This is a genomic window from Pollutimonas nitritireducens, from assembly GCF_002849615.1.
GTDB lineage: Bacteria > Pseudomonadota > Gammaproteobacteria > Burkholderiales > Burkholderiaceae_B > Pollutimonas > Pollutimonas nitritireducens.
The window spans coordinates 42,965-64,687 of record NZ_PDNV01000011.1 but is presented as its reverse complement, the minus strand read 5'-3'; the positions used below and the strand labels follow the sequence as shown (position 1 = coordinate 64,687).

General features: G+C 59.1%; 19 protein-coding genes and 1 pseudogene. 16 read left to right on the top strand and 4 right to left on the bottom strand.

Features of this window, described 5'->3' with window-relative positions; translation table 11 throughout:
- Positions 1-34 precede the first annotated feature (34 nt).
- Positions 35-1,456 carry an aminotransferase-like domain-containing protein gene (locus CR155_RS16640; RefSeq protein WP_102071234.1) on the top strand — a complete coding sequence of 474 codons (1,422 nt, stop codon included), beginning with the start codon at positions 35-37 and terminating at the stop codon, positions 1,454-1,456.
- A 36-nt stretch (positions 1,457-1,492) separates the two neighbouring features.
- Here CR155_RS16640 and CR155_RS16635 read toward each other — a convergent pair whose 3' ends face one another.
- The 3 genes from CR155_RS16635 to CR155_RS16625 are packed head-to-tail and all read right to left on the bottom strand — an operon-like array spanning position 1,493 to position 3,246.
- On the bottom strand, positions 1,493-1,987 hold the full coding sequence (locus CR155_RS16635) for a dihydrofolate reductase (protein ID WP_102071165.1): 495 nt from the start codon (positions 1,985-1,987) through the stop codon (positions 1,493-1,495).
- 28 nt (positions 1,988-2,015) lie between these two features.
- The gene (locus CR155_RS16630; protein WP_102071164.1) at positions 2,016-2,810 is read right to left on the bottom strand and encodes a thymidylate synthase; all 795 of its coding nucleotides are present in this window, start codon (positions 2,808-2,810) and stop codon (positions 2,016-2,018) included.
- A gap of 13 nt (positions 2,811-2,823) precedes the next feature.
- Positions 2,824-3,246, bottom strand: coding sequence for an OsmC family protein (locus tag CR155_RS16625; RefSeq protein WP_199171799.1), 423 nt, complete (start codon positions 3,244-3,246; stop codon positions 2,824-2,826).
- 221 nt (positions 3,247-3,467) lie between these two features.
- Here CR155_RS16625 and CR155_RS16620 point away from each other — a divergent pair, with 221 nt between their 5' ends.
- From CR155_RS16620 to CR155_RS21395, 15 genes and pseudogenes are all read left to right on the top strand, one after another.
- The gene (locus CR155_RS16620; RefSeq protein WP_102071163.1) at positions 3,468-5,135 is read left to right on the top strand and encodes a cbb3-type cytochrome c oxidase subunit I; all 1,668 of its coding nucleotides are present in this window, start codon (positions 3,468-3,470) and stop codon (positions 5,133-5,135) included.
- A 2-nt stretch (positions 5,136-5,137) separates the two neighbouring features.
- A complete protein-coding gene (locus CR155_RS16615; protein WP_102071162.1) occupies positions 5,138-5,731 on the top strand; it encodes a cbb3-type cytochrome c oxidase subunit II in 594 nt (197 codons plus the stop codon).
- A 56-nt stretch (positions 5,732-5,787) separates the two neighbouring features.
- Positions 5,788-6,384 carry a c-type cytochrome gene (locus CR155_RS16610; RefSeq protein WP_102071161.1) on the top strand — a complete coding sequence of 199 codons (597 nt, stop codon included), beginning with the start codon at positions 5,788-5,790 and terminating at the stop codon, positions 6,382-6,384.
- 9 nt (positions 6,385-6,393) lie between these two features.
- Entirely contained in the window at positions 6,394-7,023 is a 630-nt protein-coding gene (locus CR155_RS16605) for an SCO family protein (protein ID WP_102071160.1), read from the top strand.
- Positions 7,016-7,669 carry a hypothetical protein gene (locus CR155_RS16600; RefSeq protein WP_199171798.1) on the top strand — a complete coding sequence of 218 codons (654 nt, stop codon included), beginning with the start codon at positions 7,016-7,018 and terminating at the stop codon, positions 7,667-7,669. Before CR155_RS16605 ends, CR155_RS16600 begins: the two co-directional genes overlap by 8 nt.
- A gap of 7 nt (positions 7,670-7,676) precedes the next feature.
- On the top strand, positions 7,677-8,375 hold the full coding sequence (coq7, locus tag CR155_RS16595) for a 2-polyprenyl-3-methyl-6-methoxy-1,4-benzoquinone monooxygenase (protein WP_102071159.1): 699 nt from the start codon (positions 7,677-7,679) through the stop codon (positions 8,373-8,375).
- Positions 8,376-8,872: 497 nt separating this feature from the next.
- On the top strand, positions 8,873-10,012 hold the full coding sequence (locus CR155_RS16590; RefSeq protein ID WP_199171797.1) for an MraY family glycosyltransferase: 1,140 nt from the start codon (positions 8,873-8,875) through the stop codon (positions 10,010-10,012).
- Between the two features lie 60 nt (positions 10,013-10,072).
- Positions 10,073-11,347: a Vi polysaccharide biosynthesis UDP-N-acetylglucosamine C-6 dehydrogenase TviB gene (gene tviB / locus CR155_RS16585; RefSeq protein WP_102071158.1), complete on the top strand. Its 1,275-nt coding sequence runs from the start codon at positions 10,073-10,075 to the stop codon at positions 11,345-11,347.
- A 23-nt stretch (positions 11,348-11,370) separates the two neighbouring features.
- The gene (locus tag CR155_RS16580; protein WP_102071157.1) at positions 11,371-12,396 is read left to right on the top strand and encodes an SDR family oxidoreductase; all 1,026 of its coding nucleotides are present in this window, start codon (positions 11,371-11,373) and stop codon (positions 12,394-12,396) included.
- A gap of 1 nt (position 12,397) precedes the next feature.
- The gene (gene murJ / locus CR155_RS16575; RefSeq protein WP_102071156.1) at positions 12,398-13,747 is read left to right on the top strand and encodes a murein biosynthesis integral membrane protein MurJ; all 1,350 of its coding nucleotides are present in this window, start codon (positions 12,398-12,400) and stop codon (positions 13,745-13,747) included.
- Between the two features lie 50 nt (positions 13,748-13,797).
- Positions 13,798-14,892: a glycosyltransferase family 4 protein gene (locus CR155_RS16570; protein ID WP_102071155.1), complete on the top strand. Its 1,095-nt coding sequence runs from the start codon at positions 13,798-13,800 to the stop codon at positions 14,890-14,892.
- 2 nt (positions 14,893-14,894) lie between these two features.
- Positions 14,895-16,811, top strand: coding sequence for an asparagine synthase (glutamine-hydrolyzing) (asnB, locus tag CR155_RS16565; protein WP_102071154.1), 1,917 nt, complete (start codon positions 14,895-14,897; stop codon positions 16,809-16,811).
- Positions 16,808-17,953 (top strand): glycosyltransferase family 4 protein, encoded by a 1,146-nt coding sequence (locus CR155_RS16560; protein WP_102071153.1) that lies wholly within the window; start codon positions 16,808-16,810, stop codon positions 17,951-17,953. The genes asnB and CR155_RS16560 overlap by 4 nt, the downstream gene beginning before the upstream one ends.
- Positions 17,896-18,975 (top strand): annotated as a pseudogene (locus tag CR155_RS21400) (glycosyltransferase); the annotation flags it as partial. The gene CR155_RS16560 and the pseudogene CR155_RS21400, both read left to right, overlap by 58 nt.
- Before the next feature lie 213 nt (positions 18,976-19,188).
- On the top strand, positions 19,189-20,307 hold the full coding sequence (locus CR155_RS21395) for a glycosyltransferase family 4 protein (RefSeq protein ID WP_369406186.1): 1,119 nt from the start codon (positions 19,189-19,191) through the stop codon (positions 20,305-20,307).
- Positions 20,308-20,327: 20 nt separating this feature from the next.
- Here the strand turns inward: CR155_RS21395 and CR155_RS16550 are convergent, their stop codons facing one another.
- Positions 20,328-21,722 (bottom strand): phosphomannomutase/phosphoglucomutase, encoded by a 1,395-nt coding sequence (locus CR155_RS16550; RefSeq protein ID WP_102071151.1) that lies wholly within the window; start codon positions 21,720-21,722, stop codon positions 20,328-20,330.
- Position 21,723 lies beyond the last annotated feature (1 nt).

Here is a 21,723-nt window from a genome sequence, read left to right as displayed (position 1 = left end):
TACACATATAAAGCAGGTGACCGTGGAGTCGAACATGAATTTTTTCGAGCCAGTGCGGGACAGAACGAAGGCTCTTTCGCTGGTGGAGCAGACGGTTGCGGCAATGGAGCAGGCCATCCGGCAGCAGGTGCTGCGTCCGGGCATGGCCGTGCCGTCGGTACGGCAATTCGCGAAGACGCATGGCTTGAGCACCTTTACGGTATCGGCCGCCTATAACCGCTTGGTGGCGCAGGGGTGGCTGACTGCCCGGCCCGGTTCGGGTTATTGCGTGGCCGTACCGCTGCGGCCTGAACCGGCCGCCTCTACTCCGCCAAGTTGGAAACCGCCGCAGATAGGCGCGTCCTGGCTATTGTCGGACGTGTTCGCGGATCATTCCATCCCTATCAAGTCCGGTTGCGGATGGCTGCCGTCCGAATGGCTTAACGAAACAGGCCTGGAGCAGGCGCTGCGGCAAGCGGCCCGTGTTCAAGCCAATCAAGTAGCGGGCTATGGCCATCCCTATGGTTATTTTCCGTTGCGCGAGCAGATAGTTCACGAACTTGGGCGACATGGCCTCGCTCTCGATATTGACCAGGTGCTGCTGACCCAGGGAGCGACGCAGGGCTTGGATATTGTCGTGCGCACCCTATTGCGCCCTGGGGATGTGGTCGTAGTCGAACTGCCTTGCTATGCGAATTTGCTGCAAACGCTGCGCCTGGCCCATCTGACGGTTGTGGGTGTTGCGCGCAACGAAGATGGTTTGTGCATCCCATCCCTGCAAGCCGTGGCGCAGACTCACGCCGTCAAAGCCTTGTTTCTGAATACGGTGCTGCAAAATCCCACGGGCACCAGTCTTAGCATGGCAAATGCGTTCCGCGTGCTGCAGCTTGCCGAACAACATGATTTCTGGGTCATAGAGGACGACGTGTCTCGCGATCTGCTTCCTGGTGTGGGTCCTATGCTGGTAGCGTTGGCGGGCACCGACCGCGTCGTGTATGTATCGGGATTCTCCAAGAGCGTTGCGCCGTCCATGCGCGTCGGCTACATCGTATCGTCATCATCGCTGGTGAAAGGATTTGCGCAGACCAAAATGACCATGGGGCTTACGACTCCCGAGATCATGGAACGCACGGTCTATCAAGTATTGCGACTGGGGCGTCATCGAATGCATTTACAACGTGTCCAGGAACGCCTGAGACAGGCGCATGACGAGCTGGTCGGCCTTATGGACCGACATGGTTTCGAGGTGTTTTCCCGCCCCCGGGCGGGCCTGTTTCTATGGGCGCGGCCGCCAGGGCGCTGGCGTGAGCAGGGGACGGCTTGTCTCGCGGAGCAAGCCTTGCAGCATGGCATCTGGCTTGCTCCGGGATCGTATTTTTATCCCGACCAGGCCGACCTTGGATGGTTGCGCTTCAACGTTGCTTATTCCCTGCATCCCGGTCTATGGCAGTTCATGCGGCGTATAGGAAACGCGTGAGGCTATCTGGATAGACCTTTTAGGAGGTTAGGACCATTACGCCGACTTGCGCCGGTACACCACGAAGTCAAAGGAATAACCGTTTTGATCAGGCTGCGGCAGCCTTTCGGCCTCCCGCCAGTTCGCAGGGTCCACATCCGGGAAGTACGTGTCCCCGGCAACATCAGCATGAACCTCGGTCGCGATGATCTCATCAGCAATCGTCAGCGCATGCTTGAATATCTGTTCGCCACCGATGATGCAGATACGTTCGGCACCCGCACAAGCCGCAAGGGCGGCTTCCAGCGACGGATAAACGGTCGCGCCCTCGGCCCGGTATTCAGGGTTGCGGCTGACCACCAGGTTCGGGCGCCCCGGCAAAGGTCGTCCCAGCGATTCCCACGTATTGCGCCCCATCAGTATGGGTTGTCCCAATGTGACACGCTTGAAATGCGCCAGGTCCGCCGGCAGGCGCCAGGGCAGGACATTGTCGCGGCCAATGACGCGGTTGGTGGAGTAGGCAACGACGAGCTGGATGGTGGGTGTGGACATGCTTCAGTCAATTGATGGGCGACCCGGTTCAAACCGCAACCGGCGCCTTGATGTGAGGGTGGAACTCGTAACCCTGGATCTCGAAATCCTCGTATTGATAGTCGAAGAGCGATTCGGGCTTGCGCTTGATCTGCAGCGTCGGGTACGGGAATGGCTTGCGCGACAGCTGCAAGGCGACCTGTTCCATGTGGTTGCTGTATAAGTGGCAGTCGCCACCGGTCCAGACGAAGTCTCCCACGTCCAGGTCGCATTGCTGCGCCATCATGTGAGTCAGCAAGGCATAGCTGGCAATATTGAAAGGAACACCCAGGAAAATGTCGGCACTGCGCTGATATAGCTGGCACGACAGTTTGCCGTCCGCCACATAAAACTGGAAGAAGGCATGGCAGGGCGGCAATGCCATATTCGGTATGTCGGCCACATTCCAGGCCGACACAATCAGGCGCCTTGAGTCGGGATTGCTTCGGATCTGGTCCAGCACTTGCGATATCTGGTCGATATGTCCGCCGGCGGGCGTGGGCCACGAACGCCATTGCACGCCATACACAGGGCCAAGATTGCCTTGTGCGTCTGCCCATTCATTCCAGATGGACACCCCTTGCTCCTGAAGCCACCGTACATTGGAATCGCCTCGCAGAAACCACAGGAGCTCGATGAATATGCTTTTAGTATGGAGCTTCTTGGTCGTTACCAGCGGAAAGCCTTCCGACAGGTTGAAGCGCATTTGATGGCCGAATACTGATCGCGTGCCGGTACCGGTTCTGTCTGTCTTGGTAAGGCCATGTTCTTGTACATGGCGCATGAAGTCTTCGTACTGATGCATTGAGAGCAGATCTTTAGGTGTCGATTATCGTGACGGAATGCGTGATGTCGGCGGTCTTGGCCAGCATAGCCGAGGCCGAGCAGTATTTTTCGTGCGACAGCTGGACGGCGCGTTCCACCGCCGCAACCGGCAGGTTCTTGCCGCTGACCTGGAAGGCGAAATGGATTTTCGTAAACACCTTGGGGTCGGCATCGGCCCGCTCGGCGGTCAGTTTAACCTGACAGTTGCTTATCGCATGCCGTCCGCGTTTCAGGATGAGCACAACATCGTAGGCGGCACAGCCGCCGGTTCCGGCCAGCACCATCTCCATCGGCCTTGGCGCAAGGTTATTGCCTCCGCCATCGGGAGCACCGTCCATCGTGGCCACGTGCCCGCTACCCGTGCGGGCCACAAACAACATGCCTTCCGGACCGCCCCAATCGATTGTGCATTCCATGCTAATTAATTCCCGTGTCTCGTCGAAACAGTAATCATTGCCCATTCAGAGCCATTGTGCAATGGCGGGAGGCGGTGGAATCGCTTGCACCACAGCTGGAAGGTGTGGGTAAATTCCAGTCGGGCGGGCACGGCTGCATATCAACAACCGATATAGGGATATCCCTGTGTTCTTGATGTGCATCAGTTAATATCCAACGGTTTATATCGTAAGCCGATGCAATGAATACGCTCACCATTCTTCTCCTGACCTTTATCCTGTCCGTCACAGGTTTGTTCGTCTTTGTCTGGTCATTGCGCAAGAATCTGTTCGATGACAATCCTTCAGCCGCCAATGTCATTTTCTCCGAAGGCGAAATCGGCACCATTGAAGAGCCGGCCGCGACCGCGCAGCAGCATAAGGCCTTGCAACACGCGGTAGACGCTACCCACGCTCCGATTGCAGATGTGTCCCGCGATGCGCGGATGAGGCTCGAGCTTGCGGATCGCATCGAAGCGGATCGGTCCACGGCTTATGTCACCTTCGTCTTTCTTGCCTGTGCCGTGGCATGGCTGATCCTTGCGTCGGTGGCCGGCCTGATCAGCTCCATAAAATTGCATGAACCGGATTTCCTGGCGCAGTATGCCTGGCTGACCTTCGGGCGTATCCGCACTTTGCATTTGAATTCCGTGGCCTATGGGTGGGCGCCGATGGCAGCCTTCGGCATTGCCATCTGGACCTTGCCGCGGCTATTGAAAACACCACTCATGGGCGCGCGCTTCGCGCTCCTGGGCGCCATGTTGTGGAATGCAGCGCTTATCGCGGGGCTGGGAAGTATTGCGGTGGGTATCAGCGATGGGCTTGAATGGCTGGAGATTCCGTGGCAGATCGATGTTCTGTTCGTCATTGGGGGCGCACTCATCGGCTTGCCCATGGTGTTCACCTTGCAAAACCGCAAGGTCCAGCATTTATATGTATCCATCTGGTATATGGGTGCGGCGCTGTTCTGGTTTCCCATTTTGTTTTTGATCGGCAATATTCCCGGCCTGCATTTCGGCGTGGAGCAGGCTACGATGAACTGGTGGTTCGGGCATAACGTGCTGGGTCTTTTCTATACGCCGGTGGCCCTCGCTACCGTTTATTACTTCCTGCCCAAGATTATCGGGCGACCCATCCAGTCATATAACCTGTCGCTGCTGGGCTTCTGGGCACTGGCATTTTTTTACGGGCAGGTCGGCGGGCACCACTTGATAGGGGGGCCGGTACCCGCTTGGCTGGTCACGCTGTCCATCGTGCAGAGCGTGATGATGGTGGTGCCTGTACTTGCTTTTTCGGTGAACCAGCATATGACCATGCGGCACCATTTCAAGACGCTGATTTATTCACCGACGCTGCGCTTCATCGTGCTGGGTGGAATGATGTACACGCTTAGTTCGGTGCAGGGTTCGATGGAAGCCTTGCGCAGTGTGAATACCGTTACGCACTTTACGCACTTCACGGTGGCGCACGCACACCTGGGCCTGTATGCCTTCTTTTCCCTGGTGATGTTCGGCGCGATCTATTTCGTCATGCCGCGCGTCATGTCGTGGGAGTGGCCTTACCCTCGGCTGATAGCGCTGCACTTCTGGCTTGTCGTCCTGGGCTTCGGCATCTATTTCGTGGGCCTGACCATAGGCGGATGGTTGCAGGGCGTGGCCATGCTGGATGCCTCACGCAGCTTTATGGAATCCGTGCAGCTGACGATGCCTTATCTGCAATCCAGGTCGGTGGGCGGTGCGCTGATGACCCTCGGCCATTTGGTGTTTGCCGTACATTTCGGCGCCATGGCCTTGCGCTACGGACCAAAGCGGGTGGGGCCTGCGCTATTTCACAAGCCCGTAACGGCTGGCGCCGCATTGGCGGAGGCCTGATCATGGAAAGCGAATATAAATTGCTGGGTGGCGCCATGGTGACGCTGGCGTTGGCGACCGCCACGCTGGTCGTCCTTCCCTATATGCAACTCGCCGACGTACCGCCTTCCGAAGGGCTTGAGCCATATACCTCGCAGCAGTTGCGGGGTCGCGAGGTCTATATCAAGAACGGCTGCGTCTATTGCCATACTCAGCAGCCGCGCGCCCAAGCCCAGGCGCCCGACTTCAAGAGAGGCTGGGGGCGGGCGCCCGTCGCGGGCGACTATTTCTATGACAAACCGCATTTACTGGGCACCATGCGCACCGGTCCGGACCTGCTCAATATCGGCGCACGCCAGCCGAGTGCCGATTGGCATCTTGGCCACCTGTATCAACCCCGGGCGTACACGCCCGGCAGCAACATGCCGTCGTATCCTTTTCTGTTCGACATCAAGGAAAAAGCGGAGTCCGGCGACAAGGTAGTCGCACTGCCGCCGGAGTATGCGCCGGTGGGCGAGCAGGTCGTTGCCAAACCCGAAGCCCTGGACCTGGTCGCCTACTTACTGGCGCTGGATCGTACCTACCCGGTCAATCCTCTACCGGACGGTACGAAGTGAATTGGCGCAACGCCGTGGCTGCCGGCACGGCGTAAGAAAATAGGTTGGAGAACTGAATGTCGGACCGAACAAAGAAAATTCAAGCGCAGCAGCGGGAGATGCCGGAGCCGTACGAGGGCAATCGTCCGATTCCGTGGCTGGTGATCATCATTGTGGCTGCGCTTTTCGTCTTTGCTGTTGCCTACATGTGGGCAACCTATCAGAACAGTCCCGCTTCATATGGCGATCGGCGAACGGTTGCTGATTTTGCGGTAGCCGAATCCAGTGTCACAGGAGTCGTGGACGGCGCACAGCTCTACGCGTCGCAATGCCTGGCGTGTCACCAGGCCACCGGCCTTGGCTTGCCTGGTGTGTTTCCGCCGCTGGCCGGTTCCGATTGGGTGACGGGCAAGGCGGCGCTGGCTGTGCAGATTGTGCTGCACGGAATCTCTGGCGACCTTACTGTCAAGGGCGAGCATTACAACGGCATGATGCCCGCGTTCAAGGACAAGCTTAACGATAGCGAGGTTGCGGCGGTGCTGAGTCATATACGGACCAGCTTCGGCAATGCGGCCGGGGAAGTCGACGTGGCGACCGTGAAGGCACAGCGTGCCGCGACCGCGGCGCGAACGCAGCCATGGAATGGCGACGCCGAACTCCAGGTCATGAAGTAGGTTCGCCTCATGAGGTTGCTTTCCGCCATTCTTGTCGTCTGCGTTCTGGGGCTGGGTGCCATCCACCGGCAGACGGACGGCTTCACGATACTGACGACTGAAGCGGCGCGTCGGGCCGACATACTGCGGAGTCCGCGTGCAATACCCGATGCAACGTTGCGGCTGAGCAGTGGCGCAACGACCTCGCTATTGCATGACTTGCGCTCGGATGGGCGTATCGCAATCGTCAATTTCATGTACACGCAATGCTTTTCGGTGTGCCTGGCAATGGGAACGCAGCTTCAGCAGCTTCAGGATGCGATACAGCGGCGAGGTCTGGGCGAAAAAGTGCGATTGCTGAGTCTTAGTTTCGATGGTGCCGACACGGCCGGACTACTGCGTCAATACGAGCAAGGCATGCGATCCGACCCTGCCGTCTGGCAGTCCATGGCCATAGAAAAGTCCGCGCAAAGGCAGGCCCTGCTGAATGCGTTTGGCATCGTGGTGGTGCCGGCGCCTTTGGGCCAGTATGAGCACAATGCCGCTTTCCATATCCTTACCCCTGAGGGTCGTCTGGTACGTGTGATGGATCTGGACAATACCGAGTCCCTGCTCGAACATGCCGTAATACGGGCCGGAGCAGGTGATCCAAATGAGTAAGCTCCCGCCACGGCTGGGGGCGTGTCTTCGGACGGTATCCACGCGGCGCCTTTGTGCCGTGGCGAGCACTGCGCTATTGGTCATCGCGGTGTTTTTCCGGCAAAGTATGACGGCCACGATGGTGCTGCATATGCTGGTGCATATACCGGTCATCCTGGTGGCGGGGGTGCTGGCGGGGCAGGCCGGCCTGCTTGACGTCAAACCTGGTGCACCGGGCGGCAAGGTCCATTGGCTTGCCAAATATAATGGCCACGGGATTCCAGGATTGCTGGCCGTCGCGTTCATGATGGCCTATTGGATGATCCCCCGTTCGCTCGACAATGTCCTGGTATCCGATATCGCAAGTATTGCGAAGTTTGCAGGTCTGTTTATTGCTGGGCTGCTATTGCTTGATTCGCTGAGCCGTGCCGACAGCGTCATAAAGTTGTTTTTCTTGGGAAATTTCGTGTGGATGACGGCAATTGTCGGGTTGGTCTATCAGGAAAATCCAGCCAGATTATGCAATTCCTATTTGATGGGAGATCAAGAGGCAACGGGTTTCGGGTTGGTCATCGTAGCGGCGGTGTTGCCGATGCTATGGTTATGGGCCGAATACCGACAATCGCGTCAACGCACGGTGCAACAGGCCAGCGGTTTCGTACAATAAGGGTTTTATGACCATACACACTACGATGCAGAACCAATCCAGTTTTTCGCGCCGCATGAGCGTGGTTGACGGACTATTGTCCGAAGTGGGCCGGGCCATACAAGTACTCGATGGTTCCGTGCACGCGGGCCGTCCCAATCCGGCCGGCAAGCGTCGAGTCCCGACAACGCCGGTCGCGGCCAGGCCGGAATTGACGGCAGCCGAACAAAAGCATGCGGCCGGACTTATGCGGGTTAACCACGTGGGCGAAATTTGCGCACAGGCTTTATATCGCGGCCAGGCATTATTATGCGGCGACGCAGCAATTCAGAAATTATTCGTCAAGGCGGCGAACGAAGAGGTTGATCACCTGGTCTGGTGCCGGCAGCGTCTGGTCGAGCTTGAGAGTCGCCCAAGTCTTTTGAACCCTTTATGGTATGCGGGCTCGTTCTCGCTTGGCTTGCTTGCAAGTCGCGCCGGCACGGCCAAGAACCTCGGTTTCATGGCCGAGACAGAACGGCAGGTGGAAGAGCATCTGGACGAACACCTTAAAGAATTGCCTCAGACGGACGAGCGTTCACGTACTATTGTTGCGCAGATGCGCGATGACGAAATCGGGCATCGCACCACGGCCGAAACGAACGGCGCCGACAAGCTTGGTCCCATACTCAGGCTGGCGATGCGTGGAATGTCGAAAGTCATGACCGTAACGGCGTATCGAATCTAATTTTTGACCGCTCATTTGTAAGCAAACAAGGACGAGGGTTTACACCGAATTACTTTTTCATGTTTTTATGAATGAAAAAGTGCACGAAAAACCACAGAAGTTCAGATTCTTAATTTTTTTGCCGCTTTACCTTGCGCCGCACAAAAAAATTCTATACACTTCAGTTATCGGATGTCGAAACGTGATTGCAAGGGAAAACCCCAGTCACCCAGGTCTCAAGCAGAACAAGCTTTTGTAGCCCGACATGCCAAGGTTGTCTCCTCCACCCTCCTCCTTTGGTGGATTTAGCCCAAGATCGCAAGATCTTGGGCTTTTTTTTATCTTTCAGCCCATGGTTTTATTTTGTACGTTGTGTAATGTATGGCGTGGCTGGCGTATGGAACATAAATTACCCCGCAAGCCGGTAACATTTCTTGTTGCATCTATTTCCCGCAGCGACGATGTACTGTTACAAAAACATCCGATAATGTATTGCTGACTTTGTTTTTGGGGATCTTGTGATTTCGCCTCACCTTTGGGGATCTTTTACCTGGCTTTATATTTGTATCGTGGCGTTCACGGTGGGCGGGCTCATTGTTGCCTCCGAGCGCTGGCACGGGTCTTTTACCGGCGACTCCGATATGTCCAAACCGCAAGCTTCGCATTCCCGGCCCACGCCGCGTGTAGGCGGACTGGCTGTGCTGGCGGGAACGCTCGCCGGACTGCTGGTGCTGGGGCCCAGCAATATGACGCTTACCTGGCTATGGCCGGTGCTGTTCATTGCGGCCATGCCTGTGTTTGTGGCCGGTCTGCTCGAGGACATCACCAAGGACGTGGGGTCGGGCAAGCGCCTGATGGCAGCGTTCCTGTCAGCGGCAATCGCCTGGTGGCTCCTGGGCGGCGTGTCCCGCGTCGGCCTTGGCTGGGCTGACTGGATTCTCTCATTCTGGCCCATCTCCCTGTTCTTCACCATGATCGCGGTAGGCGGCTGTACACATGCCCTGAACATTGTCGATGGCATGAACGGGCTGGCCGGCATGATTGCCACGCTGATGGCAATTTCGCTTGCACTGGTTGCTTTGCAGGTCCAGGACATCCCCATTTTCCTTATCGCGGCTGCCTTGGCGTCGGCCACGCTCGGTTTTCTCGTCTGGAACTTCCCATTTGGCCGCGTATTCCTGGGCGACGGCGGCGCATACTTCCTGGGCTTTATGCTGGCTGAACTGGCTGTGCAGCTCGTTGTGCGCAATCCCAGCGTGTCACCTTTCTATGCACTGGCTGTGCTGTTCTATCCCGTGTTCGAGACCCTGTTTTCCATCTGGCGCCGCCGCTTCAAACGGGGTGTGCCGGTGGACCAGCCCGACGCCTTGCATTTGCATCAACTGGTTTTCCGGCGCCTGGTCCGTGTCACATTCAGCCGGGACGGCCGTCATGCCGTGCCCGCCTTGTGTAACGCCATGGCCTCGCCTTACCTATGGGTTCTGGCGCTGATCGGCTTGGTGCCCGCCACGATATTCTGGGACAACGCCTGGGCGCTGTGCGCCAGCCTGGTCGTTTTCGTATGGGTGTACATATGGCTGTATTCCCGCCTGGTGTCATGGCGGGGTCCGTCATGGTTGCTGTTGCCGTCGCTGGGCCGCCACAGCCACCGCAAGTAGGCGGTTCGTTGTCTACGCACCCGGTTTTTTTTCTTTACGCACATAGCCTCGGAGAATAAGTTGGAAATTCAAGAAATCAAGCTTGCAGTCGTTGGTCTGGGCTATGTAGGCCTGCCCCTGGCAGTGGAATTCGGTAAGAAACGGTCGGTACTGGGTTTCGACATCAATGCCCGCCGGATTGCCGAATTGAAAGAAGGCCAGGATCACACCCTGGAAGTTGATTCAGACGAACTCGCCGAGGCCGCGCAGCTGCGCTTCACCAGCGAGGCGGCTCATCTGGCCGAAGCCAATGTCTTCATCGTCACCGTGCCCACGCCCATCGACGAGTACAAGCAGCCGGATCTCACTCCATTGGTTCGGGCCAGCGAAACGATAGGCAAGGTTCTCAAGCGTGGTGACATTGTGATCTACGAATCCACTGTTTACCCGGGAGCCACCGAAGAAGAATGCGTGCCGGTCCTGGAACGCATTTCGGGGTTGCGGTTCAACGAGGACTTTTTCGCCGGCTATAGTCCCGAAAGAATAAATCCAGGCGATAAACAGCATCGGGTGGCTACGATCAAGAAAGTTACTTCCGGCTCGACACCGGAAATTGCCGATCTTGTCGATGCGCTCTATGCACAAATCATTACCGCCGGCACGCACAAGGCCCCCTCCATTCGCGTCGCCGAAGCGGCCAAGGTCATCGAGAACACACAGCGCGACGTCAATATCGCGCTGATCAATGAACTGGCTCTCATCTTCAACAAGATGGGCATCGACACCCAAGCCGTACTTGAAGCCGCCGGCACGAAGTGGAACTTCCTGCCGTTTCGGCCAGGTCTGGTTGGCGGCCATTGCATAGGCGTGGATCCCTATTACCTTACCCACAAGGCGCAATCCATTGGCTACCACCCGGAAATTATCCTTGCGGGGCGCAGGTTGAATGATTCGATGGGCGGCTACGTGGTGTCGCAGTTGGTCAAGCACATGACCAAGCGGCGTATCCAGGTGCAAGGTTCCCGTGTGCTGGTGATGGGTCTTGCGTTCAAGGAAAACTGCCCCGACCTGCGCAACACCCGTATTGTCGATATCGTGAACGAACTGGGCGAATACAACATCGACGTCGATGTCTACGATCCGTGGGTTGATCCCGAAGCGGCCGTTCACGAATATGGCATTACACCGATTGCAAGTCTGGAGGCTGGGACCTACGATGGAATTATCCTGGCTGTGTCGCATCAGCAATTTGTGGCAATGGGGTGTGAAGGCATTCGTGCCCTGGGCAAGGCCGAGCATGTGCTCTACGACCTTAAGTATGTATTGAGCGCCAGCGAATCCGATTTGCGGCTGTAAACCAGAAAGTTCAAAGGTGGAATATGAGTACTCGTTATCAAGAAGTCACGGCAAGCCTGCAGACCGATCCTAAGACCTGGCTGATCACAGGTTGCGCCGGGTTCATAGGCTCCAACCTGCTCGAAGCCTTGCTGAGCATGGATCAGAAGGTCGTGGGACTGGACAACTTCGCCACCGGACACCAGTACAACCTGGACGAAGTTGAAAGAACCGTGACGCCGCAGCAATGGGCCAATTTCACGTTCCAGGAAGGCGACATTCGCGACCTCGACGCCTGCCACGCAGCGGTAAAGGGCGTGGACTATGTGCTGCATCAGGCGGCGCTGGGTTCGGTGCCGCGCTCATTGCAGGACCCCATCACCACGAACGCCGTGAATATCGACGGCTTCCTGAATATGCTGGTGGCCGCGCGCGATGAAGCCGTGCAGTCGTTCGTCTATGCGGCATCCAGTTCAACCTACGGTGATCACGAGGCTTTGCCCAAGGTCGAAGAGAATATCGGTCGACCCCTGTCGCCCTACGCGGTGACCAAGTACGTGAACGAGCTCTACGCCGACGTATTTACGCGCTCTTACGGGTTCGGCAGTATCGGCCTGCGTTACTTCAATGTCTTCGGCAAGCGCCAGGATCCCAACGGTGCCTACGCGGCAGTCATTCCCAAGTGGGTGGCGGCCATGATACGTGGCGAAGACGTCGTCGTTAACGGCGACGGCGAGACCAGCCGCGATTTCTGCTTTATCGACAATGTGGTCCAGGCCAATATCCTGGCCGCATTAGCCCAGCCGGAAGGCATCAATCAGGTCTACAACGTGGCGTTCAATGCGCGCACCAGCCTGACCGAGCTGTTCGAGTACCTGGCCAAGGCGCTGGGCAACAACGGTATTGTGTACGACAAGCCGCCGGTCTACAGCGATTTTCGTGCTGGCGATGTCAGGCATTCCCAGGCCGACATCAGCAAGGCGAAACAGCTGCTTGGATACGAGCCCGTACATAACATCGTGCAAGGGCTCGAAGTCTCCATGCCCTGGTATACGCAATTCTTGCGTTAACTTGAAAAGCCTGAAACAGCGTCTTTCCGGCCTGCATTCCGACCACAGACGCATTGCACAGGGTGCAATGCGCGTGGCCTTTTTTTTGTTGCTTGGCAAAGCGGCGGGTGCATTCAAGGAAATGGCGGTTGCCTACCGTTATGGCGTGAGCAATGCCGTCGATGCCTACCAGTTCACCATGACCATGGCGAACTGGCTGCCTATTACCATCGTCGGCGCATTGTCTGTCGTCCTGATACCGGTACTGGTGCGCACGCGCTCGGAAGACCGGGGCAGCAGGGCGCGCTTTCTGGGCGAGCTGCAGGGCTGGGTGATAGGCATAGGAACGGTCCTGGCCGTGTTCATCTATGTGGCGTGGCCATGGGTGCTGGATTTTGCAGGCCAGGGCCTTGCACCCGAAGCCAGACAGATGAGCGCACAGCTTACATTGGCGTTCGCGCCAGCCGCGTTGCTGACCCTCATGACCGGTATCAGCGCGGCGCGATTGCGTGCCCACGAACGCCATATCAATACCCTGCTCGACAGCGTGCCGGCCGTGGTCATCCTGGTCTGGGTGCTGCTTGCAGCCACCGTCGATGACGTAGGTCCGCTGTTGTGGGGTACGTTGGTGGGTTACCTGATCCAGTCGATCTGGCTGCTGTGGTTGGCGGCCCGGGCCGATGGTATGTGGGGAAGGCCGCGGCTGGGCTTCACGTCGCACCAGTGGCCCGACCTGGTCAAGGCGGCGGGCGTGATGTTGATCGGGCAAGTGGCCATGAGCTTTGTCGGGCCGATCGACCAGTACACCGCAGCGAACCTGGGTGCCAATGCCAACTCCACGCTGGGGTACGCAAGCCGGCTATTATCATTGCTACTGGGCATAGGCGCGGCATCGGTCGGGCGCGCGGCCTTGCCCGTACTGGCCGATATCCAGAGCAGGGGAGACGCCGGGCGGGCAAGGACAACAGCGCTCAAGTGGTCGGTACTGATGCTGCTTGGCGGCGGCGTGGTGACTGTGCTGGGTTGGTGGCTGGCGCCGTGGGGGGTGGCCTTGTTGTTCGAGCGCGGGGCCTTCACCGCGCAGAACACGGAAACCGTTGCCCATGTGCTGCGCTGGGGCCTGTTGCAGATGCCGTTTTATTTCGGCGTGCTGATATTGGTCCAGTTGCTGGCCAGCCAGAACCGCTACCGGATCATGGCCGCCATTGCCGTGGCGAATTTTATTTTGAAAGCCGTCATGAACCTGGTTCTGGCCCCGGTGATGGGGCCTGCTGGAATCATGCTGGCGACCAGCATGATGTATGCCTTGTCCTATATTTGCTATGTTGTCGTGGCCTTGCGGCCCGCTCCGGTGATGGTCAAGTCCAAATAGTTTCTTCTACAGGTATTGCCTTGAGTTCCTCGCGTTTCCAGCCCCATCTGATGATCGTCATACACTCCCTGAGCGGTGGGGGAGCCGAACGTGTCGCGGCGGATCTTAGTGCCTATTGGGTGCGGCGCGGCTATCGCGTTACGCTGGTGACCCAGGCGGATGCCAGTACCGATGTCTACGCTTTGCATAATGCCGTGAAGCGCTATGCATTGGGTACGGCAACGTTCAGCAAGGGCAAGATCAGCGCCATCCTGTCCAATCTGCGCCGGGTATGGACTTTACGCCGTCTCATCAAGCGTGAGCGTCCCACTATCGTGCTGGGCATGATGACGACCGCATCGATCCTGGCCATTTTGGCGGCCCGCGGCCAGTCCTGCCGTGTCATCGCTACGGAACATACCCATCCTCCTTCCCAGGATCTTCCAGATATGTGGTCGCGTCTGCGCCGATGGGCTTATCCCCAGGCGTCGGCAGTGGTTGCGCTTACGTCAGGCACGGCCGCATGGCTGGAACAACATGTACCCGGGGCGCACGTGACCGTCATTCCCAATGCCGTGCGCTGGCCGCTGGAAAATGATGAGCCGCTGGTGGTTCCGCCCGCCAGGGAGGGGCGCTACCGTCTGCTGGCAGCGGGTCGCCTGCATCCCCACAAGGGCTTCGATTTGCTCATCAAGGCTTTCCAGGCGATTGCCGGACACTTCCCTGAGTGGGACCTGATCATTCTCGGCGAGGGTGATAGTCGTGAAGCCCTGCAGGACCAGATCGATGCCGCAGGGCTTGCCTCGCGCATCAGCATGCCGGGCCGAGTCGGCAACGTGGGTGAGTGGTATGCGCAGTCCGACCTGTATGTGCTCAGCTCCCGCGTCGAAGGTTTATCGAATACATTGCTTGAGGCGATGGCCAGCGGGCTGGCGCCGGTCGCCTTCGACTGCGAGACCGGCCCGCGTGAGATCGTTCGCAATGGCATTGATGGCGTATTGGTGAATCCGCCTGAAGACGACGAAGCGTTGGCAGCCCATTTGTCCGATATGATGGCCCATCGGCAACAACGGGAGGCGTACGCGCGTAGAGCGACCGACGTGCGTGACCGGTTTTCCACGACGCGTGTCATGGCGTTGTGGGGCCATTTGTTTGAAGCGAGCTGATTATGTGCGGAATTGTTGGATTATGGGGCCCACTGCCCGACAAAGAAGACATTATCCGGAAGGGCTGCCACCGCTTGCGGCACCGCGGACCCGATAGCGAAGGCTATTGGGAAGACCAGGGTGCCGGCCTGGCGCTGGGTCACGTGCGCCTGGCCATCCTGGACCTGACGGCGGCCGGCCACCAGCCCATGGTATCGGCCTGTGGACGCTATGTCCTGATACTGAACGGCGAAATTTACAATCACCTCGACATGCGCACGTTGCTGGAAGGCCAGGGACACGCGCCCGTTTGGCGCGGCCATTCGGACACGGAAACGGTGCTGGCCGGATTTGCGGCGTGGGGCGTCCAGAAGACCCTGCAGGCGGCCACCGGCATGTTTGCCATCGCTTTGTGGGACCGGCAGGAACGAACGCTGACGCTGATGCGCGACCGTATGGGCGAGAAGCCGCTGTATATGGGATTCGTGGCGGGCAATTTCGTGTTTGCGTCCGAGCTCAAGGGCTTGACCGATATCCCAGGCTTCGACAAGCGCCCCGATCGCAAGGCCTTGTCCCTGCTTGTACGGCACAACTATATTCCGGCCCCTTACAGTATCTACAGCGCCATCCGTAAGCTGGCGCCCGGCTGCTGGGTACAGCTTTCGGAAGAACAGCGCCAGCACGCCACGCTTCCTGTGCCCCAGCACTATTGGTCTGCGCAGGAAGTCGCCGATCATGCACGTACCGATCCGCTGTCTTTCGGTACGGACGCCGAGGCGGTGGATGCGCTGGAATCCGTGCTGGGCACGGCAGTGAAAGGCCAGATGATTTCCGATGTCGACCTGGGTGCCTTTCTTTCCGGAGGCATTGACTCGTCGGTCGTCGTCGCCTTGATGCAAAAAAGCAATGCACAGGCGGTGAAGACATTTTCCATCGGTTTCGACGAACCCGCTTTCAACGAAGCCGAACATGCCAAGGCGGTGGCCGGACACCTCGGCACCGAACACACCGAGCTCTATGTCAGCTCAGCCGATGCCCTTGCCGTCGTGCCCGGCCTAGCCGGCATCTACGACGAGCCATTTGCCGATTCCTCGCAGATTCCGACCATACTTGTCACGCGCATGGCGCGTCGTCATGTCACGGTTGCCTTGTCCGGCGATGGCGGTGACGAATTGTTCGGCGGCTATTCCCGGTATTTTCGAGCCAGGCAATGGTGGGACAAGCGCGAGTCCATGCCAGGCTTGTTGCGCATGCCTATGGCAGCGGCGGCCGGTGTGGGTGCGAAGCTGTGCGGGGTAGGCCGCAGGCAGGATCAGTTCCAGAAGCTGGCCCAGGTACTGCGCGCCGAGCATGCGGGTACTTTCTATCAACAATTCGTATCGTACTGGAACGATCCGTCCCAGGTCGTGATAGGCGCCGAGCTGCCGTCCACGCCATTTGACGAGTCGTCTGGCGATGCGATTTTCGAGCGCATGATGTTGCTGGACGCCTTGACCTATCTGCCTGACGATATTCTCGTGAAAGTTGATCGGGCGGCCATGGCCAGCAGTCTTGAGACGCGTGTTCCGATGATCGATCACCATGTGTTCGAGTTCGCTCAACGCCTGCCTCGCAATTACAAGATACGTGACGGACAGGGCAAGTGGCTGCTGCGCCAGTTGCTGTATCGTCACGTGCCGCGCCAGATGATCGATCGTCCGAAAAAAGGCTTTTCAGTTCCGTTGGCCGTATGGCTGCGCGGCCCGCTCAAGGACTGGGCGGCGGCCCTGCTGGATCCCGCAGCCCTGCGCCAGCAAGGTCTGTTTCATGCGGAACCCATAGAACGCAAATGGCGGGAGCATCAATCCGGTACGCATGACTGGAGCACCCACCTATGGAGCATCATCATGACCCAGGCCTGGCTCGAGCATGGCCAGGCGCCCGATCCGGGACAGCCATGAAGATATTGTTTTTTGTCAGTTCCATGCACGCCGGAGGCGCCGAACGGGTGGCCGCGACGCTGGCCAGCGCCTGGGCCCAGCGCGGCGATCACGTTACGCTCGTACCCAGCTATACCAAAAAAGGCAGTCTTTTCTATCCGCTCGACGCCGGCGTCGAATTGACATGGCTGGCCGACCGCATGGGCTGGCTGGGCAGGACATGGTTTGCCAGTGTCGCCAAGTGGTTTGCGATGCGCCGCCTGATCAAGGAGACCCGGCCGGATGTCGTGGTCTCCTTCCTGACCAACGTGAATGTAATGGTATTGCTGGCGGCACGCGGGCTCGATGTGTCCACGATCGTGTGCGAACGCACCAACCCGTCGGTCAGCAGCAGTGCGGGCAGGGCCTTGGTGTGGCTGCGCCGCCACACCTATCCATGGGCAAGCCTGGTTACGGTGCAGTCCCAGGACAGTGTGGCATCCTTTCAAAAAATGGTGCCGACCCTACGACGTATTGCAGTTATCCCGAATCCCTTGCCGCCCGAATTGGCCGGGGCGCTTCCGGTTCGCGATGTACAGAGACTGGAATCGGCCCCCAGGCGTCGTCGGATGGTCGCCATGGGCAGGCTGATGCCGGTAAAGCGCTTTGGGCCGCTTATCCTTGCCTACGGCACCCTTGCCGGAGATTTTCCGGAGTGGGATTTGTACATCTGGGGTGAAGGTCCGCTGCGACCGGAACTGATGTCCATGGTGCAGACGGCCGGACTCGAGGGCCGCGTGTTTCTCCCAGGCCGTACCAGTACGCCGTGGGAGGAACTCGCTGCGGCGGACGTGTTTGTACTGGCATCGGAAGTGGAAGGTTTTCCGAATGTGTTGCTTGAGGCGATGGCGCTGGGCGTTGCCTGCGTCACCGTCGATTGCCCCAGCGGTCCGCGCGAGCTGAGCCGCGACGGCGAAGATGCGTTGCTGGTGCCCTTGGGCGACGACCAGGCGCTGGCTGCCGCCATGGCGCAGTTGATGACTGATCCAGTCTTGCGCGGCGTATTGGGCAAGCATGCGGCCGTTTCGGTTCGCGATCGTTATGCACTGCCAGAAATATTGCATCAATGGGACGGGTTGATTGCCAGCGTCCAGCAACCCAACAGCCAGGAAGTTCAGGTATGAGTGACTACGAATTCAGTAACCGGGATCCCCTGCATGTTGTGCATATCATTTCGGGCCTGGGACACGGCGGCGCCGAAACAGTGTTGCACCGGCTGCTTACCGCCCCGATCCAGAGCGACCGGCATTGCGTGATCAGCATGGGCGACGCCGGGGTTTTCGGGCCGCGCCTTCGTGCTGCCGGCATTGCGGTGTACACACTGGACATGAAGTCTCCCGTGGGGGCGGTCAAGGGACTGTGGCGCATGCATCAGTTGCTGCGCCAGCTTAGACCCGACGTGGTGCAGACCTGGATGTACCATGCCGACCTCATCGGAGGGGTGGTGGCGCGTCTGGCAGGTATCGAGGCGGTCTCATGGGGTATCCGCAACTCCGGCGCAGACCTCTCCAAGAGCAGCCGGTCTGCCCGGGTATTGTCGTGGCTGTGCGCCCGCGTTTCGCGACTCGTGCCTGCGGTCATCGTAGCGTGTGCCGAAAACGCCGCACAGCGCCATCAGCAATGGGGATACCGGGCCGACCGCATGCTGGTCATTCCCAACGGTTATGACTTGACATGCTGGCAACCTGACCCGGCCGCGCGCGCCGCCTTGCGTACCGAATGGGGTTGGACCGGAAACGAGATCGTCATAGGCAGCGTGGCGCGCTGGAACCCGCTGAAGGACCATACCAACTTGCTGGCGGCCTTTGCTCTCAGCGCGCAACATAATCCCACTCTGCGATGCGTGCTGATCGGTCACGGCGTCGATACGTCCAATGCCGAACTCATGGCGCTGATCGCCCGTCACGGCATCGTCGACAAAGTGAAGCTGCTGGGCAGGCGCGATGATGTGCCCCGCCTGATGAACGGGCTGGATATTCACGTGCTATCTAGCCTGGCCGAAGGTTTTCCGAACGTCGTGGCCGAAGCAATGGCGACCGGCGTTGCATGCGTCGTGACCGATGTGGGCGATGCGGCGCGCATCGTCGGCGACTCCGGGTGGGTGGCTGTACCGCAGAATCCCCTGGCCTTGTCGCAGGCCTTGAACCAGGCGGTGGCGCATCTTGGCACAGAGGACATGCAAGAGCGCCTGCAGGCGGGGCGCGAACGGGTGGGGCGGCTGTTCAGCCTGGAGGCCATGGTCAACGCTTATCATGTGGTCTGGCGTCGTCTGGCGGCCGACTTTCCCGTCCGGCACGATGCCGCGCCGAGGGCCTCGTACGTCCATGACGGCCAGTCCGACGGAGGCGGCGCACCGCGGTTGCTGTTTGTCGTCAACAATCCCGCATTTTTTCTATCGCATCGCCTGCCCCTGGCCTTGGGCGCGCAAGAGGCGGGTTTCGAGGTGCATGTTGCCACCATGGCTGGCGCCACGGTGCCGGAAATCCTCAGCCATGGTCTGGTGCACCATATCGTTCCCATGTCGCGCAGCGGGAAAAACCCGGTCGAAGAGATTCAGAGCATCTACGCTTTATGGAAGCTCTTGAGGCGTTTGCGGCCAGATGTCGTGCATGCCGTGACTATCAAGCCGGTGTTGTACGGCGGAATCGCGGCCAGGCTTGCCGGCGTGCCGGCCTATATTGCGGCTATTTCCGGTCTTGGCTTTGTCTTCAGCAAGCGCGACGGAGGTTTCGATTTCCTGAGATCGGCCGCGACACTGCTCTACCGCGTGGCGCTGGGCCATCCGAACAGTCGGGTGATCTTCCAGAACACCAATGACCGCGACGTATTGCAGGAAGCCAAGGTAGTCAGGCCAGGACAGGTCGTGTTGATACGCGGTTCGGGCGTGGATCTGGAGGCGTTCCAGCCGGCCCCTGAACCTGAAGGGCCGCCGGTGGCCATCATGGCGGCGCGTTTATTGCACGACAAGGGCGTGATGGAATTCGTCGAGGCGGCACGCCTGACGGCCGGCCATGCCAGCGGCTTGCGTTGGGTGCTGGTGGGCAGTCCCGATCCGGGTAATCCGGCCAGCATCAGCCAGGCGGACTTCGAACGTTGGCGCACGGAAGGGTTGGTCGAATGCCTGGGCGAACGGTCGGACATTGCGGCACTGTATCAGCGCTCGCACATTGCCGTGCTGCCTTCCTATCGTGAAGGTCTGCCTAAATCGCTGGTCGAGGCGGCCGCATGCGGACGTGCCGTCGTGACCACCGACGTGCCGGGGTGCAGGGATGCCATCGAGCCGGGCGTATCGGGACTATTGGTGCCCCCGCACAATGCCAGGGCGCTCGCCGATGCCGTGGTCGGCCTGGCTACAGATGACGCCTTGCGCCGCAGGATGGGTGCGGCGGGCAGGCAATTGGCCGAACAGGAGTTCGATATCCATAAAATCGTGCAAAAGCACGTGGGCCTGTATCAGGTACTGAGCCGGCCTGCCTAGACCGGCCCGACTGCCCTGTATCAGAAAGGCAGGGCGATGTCGGGAATCAGTCTGTTCAGGGCCAACCGGAACTCCGCCTGGATATCATCCAGGGCCTCCTGCGTATCGCCTTCGAAACGCAGCACGACCACCGGTGTGGTGTTCGATGCGCGCGCCAGGCCGAAACCGTCTTTGTACTCGGCGCGCACGCCATCAATCGTGTTGATGCTGGTCGCTTTCGGGAAGCTGGCTTCTTTTTGCAGCCGGTTGATCAGGTCGTGAGGCTGGCCTTCTTGCATTTCCAGCTTGAGTTCCGGCGTGGAGATGTCTTGCGGAAGCGCTTCCAGCAGAGCGGACGGATGCTCATGGCGCGAGAGGATTTCAAGCAGGCGCGCACCGGTATAGAGCCCGTCGTCAAAACCGTACCAGCGTTCCTTGAAGAAGATGTGGCCGCTCATTTCTCCCGCCAGCGGCGCACCGGTCTCGGCCAGCTTGGCCTTGATCATCGAATGCCCGGTTTTCCACATCAATGCCGTGCCGCCGGCCTCTTCAATGGCGCGAGCGACGTGCCGGCTGCATTTCACGTCGAAGATGATGGTGGAGCCGGGCTGGCGTTGCAGGATATCGCGTGCATACAGGATCAGCTGGCGGTCCGGCCAGATGATGGCGCCGGACTTGGTGACCACGCCCAGGCGATCAGCGTCGCCGTCAAAGGCCAGGCCGAGTTCGCAATCCGTTTCTTTGACATGTCGGATGAGGTCTTCCAGATTGTGCGGATCGGCGGGATCGGGGTGGTGATTGGGAAAGCTGCCATCCACATCGCAAAACAGTTCGTCGACGGTGCAACCCAGGGCTTTGAATAACTGCGTGGCGATAACGCCGCCTACGCCATTGCCGCAATCGATCGCGATCTTCATGGGACGGGCCAGCTTTACATCGCCGCTCACGCGCTCCACGTAGGTATCCACCAGCTCGAGGGCACTGCGACGGCCGGGCGTGGCCTGCGTTGCGCTTGCATCAAGGCGCGTCATGATCTGCTTTAGCGCCTGGATATCGTCGCCGTGCAACGTCTTGCCGCCCATCATCATCTTGAAGCCGTTATAGTTCGGTGGGTTGTGACTTCCGGTGATGGCGACCCCGGAGCCGGTTTTTTCGGTGTGCGTGGCGAAATAGACCAGCGGCGTGGGCACCATGCCGACGTCAATGGTATTTATCCCGCCCTGCATCAGGCCCTTTTGCAACGCCAGGGACAAGTCCGGGCTGCTGAGCCGACCGTCGTAGCCCACGACCAGCGTGGTGATGCCTTCGCTGCGTGCCCGCTCGGCCAGGGCCAGCCCCAGCAAATGGGCGAATTGAGGGTTGAGCTGTTCCGGTACGGTACCGCGAATATCGTAGGCCTTGAATACGGCGCTGGGCAGTGGCTGGGAGTCGGTCACG

Excerpts from the sequence above, each read along its gene's own strand:
- CR155_RS16570 (WP_102071155.1), top strand. The coding sequence starts at position 13,798 with ATGATCGTCATACACTCCCTGAGCGGTGGGGGAGCCGAACGTGTCGCG.
- asnB (WP_102071154.1), top strand. The coding sequence starts at position 14,895 with ATGTGCGGAATTGTTGGATTATGGGGCCCACTGCCCGACAAAGAAGAC.
- coq7 (WP_102071159.1), top strand. The coding sequence starts at position 7,677 with ATGACCATACACACTACGATGCAGAACCAATCCAGTTTTTCGCGCCGC.
- CR155_RS16635 (WP_102071165.1), bottom strand. The coding sequence starts at position 1,987 with ATGTCCACACCCACCATCCAGCTCGTCGTTGCCTACTCCACCAACCGC.
- CR155_RS16610 (WP_102071161.1), top strand. The coding sequence starts at position 5,788 with ATGTCGGACCGAACAAAGAAAATTCAAGCGCAGCAGCGGGAGATGCCG.
- CR155_RS16630 (WP_102071164.1), bottom strand. The coding sequence starts at position 2,810 with ATGCATCAGTACGAAGACTTCATGCGCCATGTACAAGAACATGGCCTT.
- CR155_RS16560 (WP_102071153.1), top strand. The coding sequence starts at position 16,808 with ATGAAGATATTGTTTTTTGTCAGTTCCATGCACGCCGGAGGCGCCGAA.
- CR155_RS16605 (WP_102071160.1), top strand. The coding sequence starts at position 6,394 with ATGAGGTTGCTTTCCGCCATTCTTGTCGTCTGCGTTCTGGGGCTGGGT.
- CR155_RS16625 (WP_199171799.1), bottom strand. The coding sequence starts at position 3,246 with ATGGAATGCACAATCGATTGGGGCGGTCCGGAAGGCATGTTGTTTGTG.
- CR155_RS16600 (WP_199171798.1), top strand. The coding sequence starts at position 7,016 with ATGAGTAAGCTCCCGCCACGGCTGGGGGCGTGTCTTCGGACGGTATCC.
- CR155_RS16640 (WP_102071234.1), top strand. The coding sequence starts at position 35 with ATGAATTTTTTCGAGCCAGTGCGGGACAGAACGAAGGCTCTTTCGCTG.
- CR155_RS16620 (WP_102071163.1), top strand. The coding sequence starts at position 3,468 with ATGAATACGCTCACCATTCTTCTCCTGACCTTTATCCTGTCCGTCACA.
- CR155_RS16580 (WP_102071157.1), top strand. The coding sequence starts at position 11,371 with ATGAGTACTCGTTATCAAGAAGTCACGGCAAGCCTGCAGACCGATCCT.
- CR155_RS16615 (WP_102071162.1), top strand. The coding sequence starts at position 5,138 with ATGGAAAGCGAATATAAATTGCTGGGTGGCGCCATGGTGACGCTGGCG.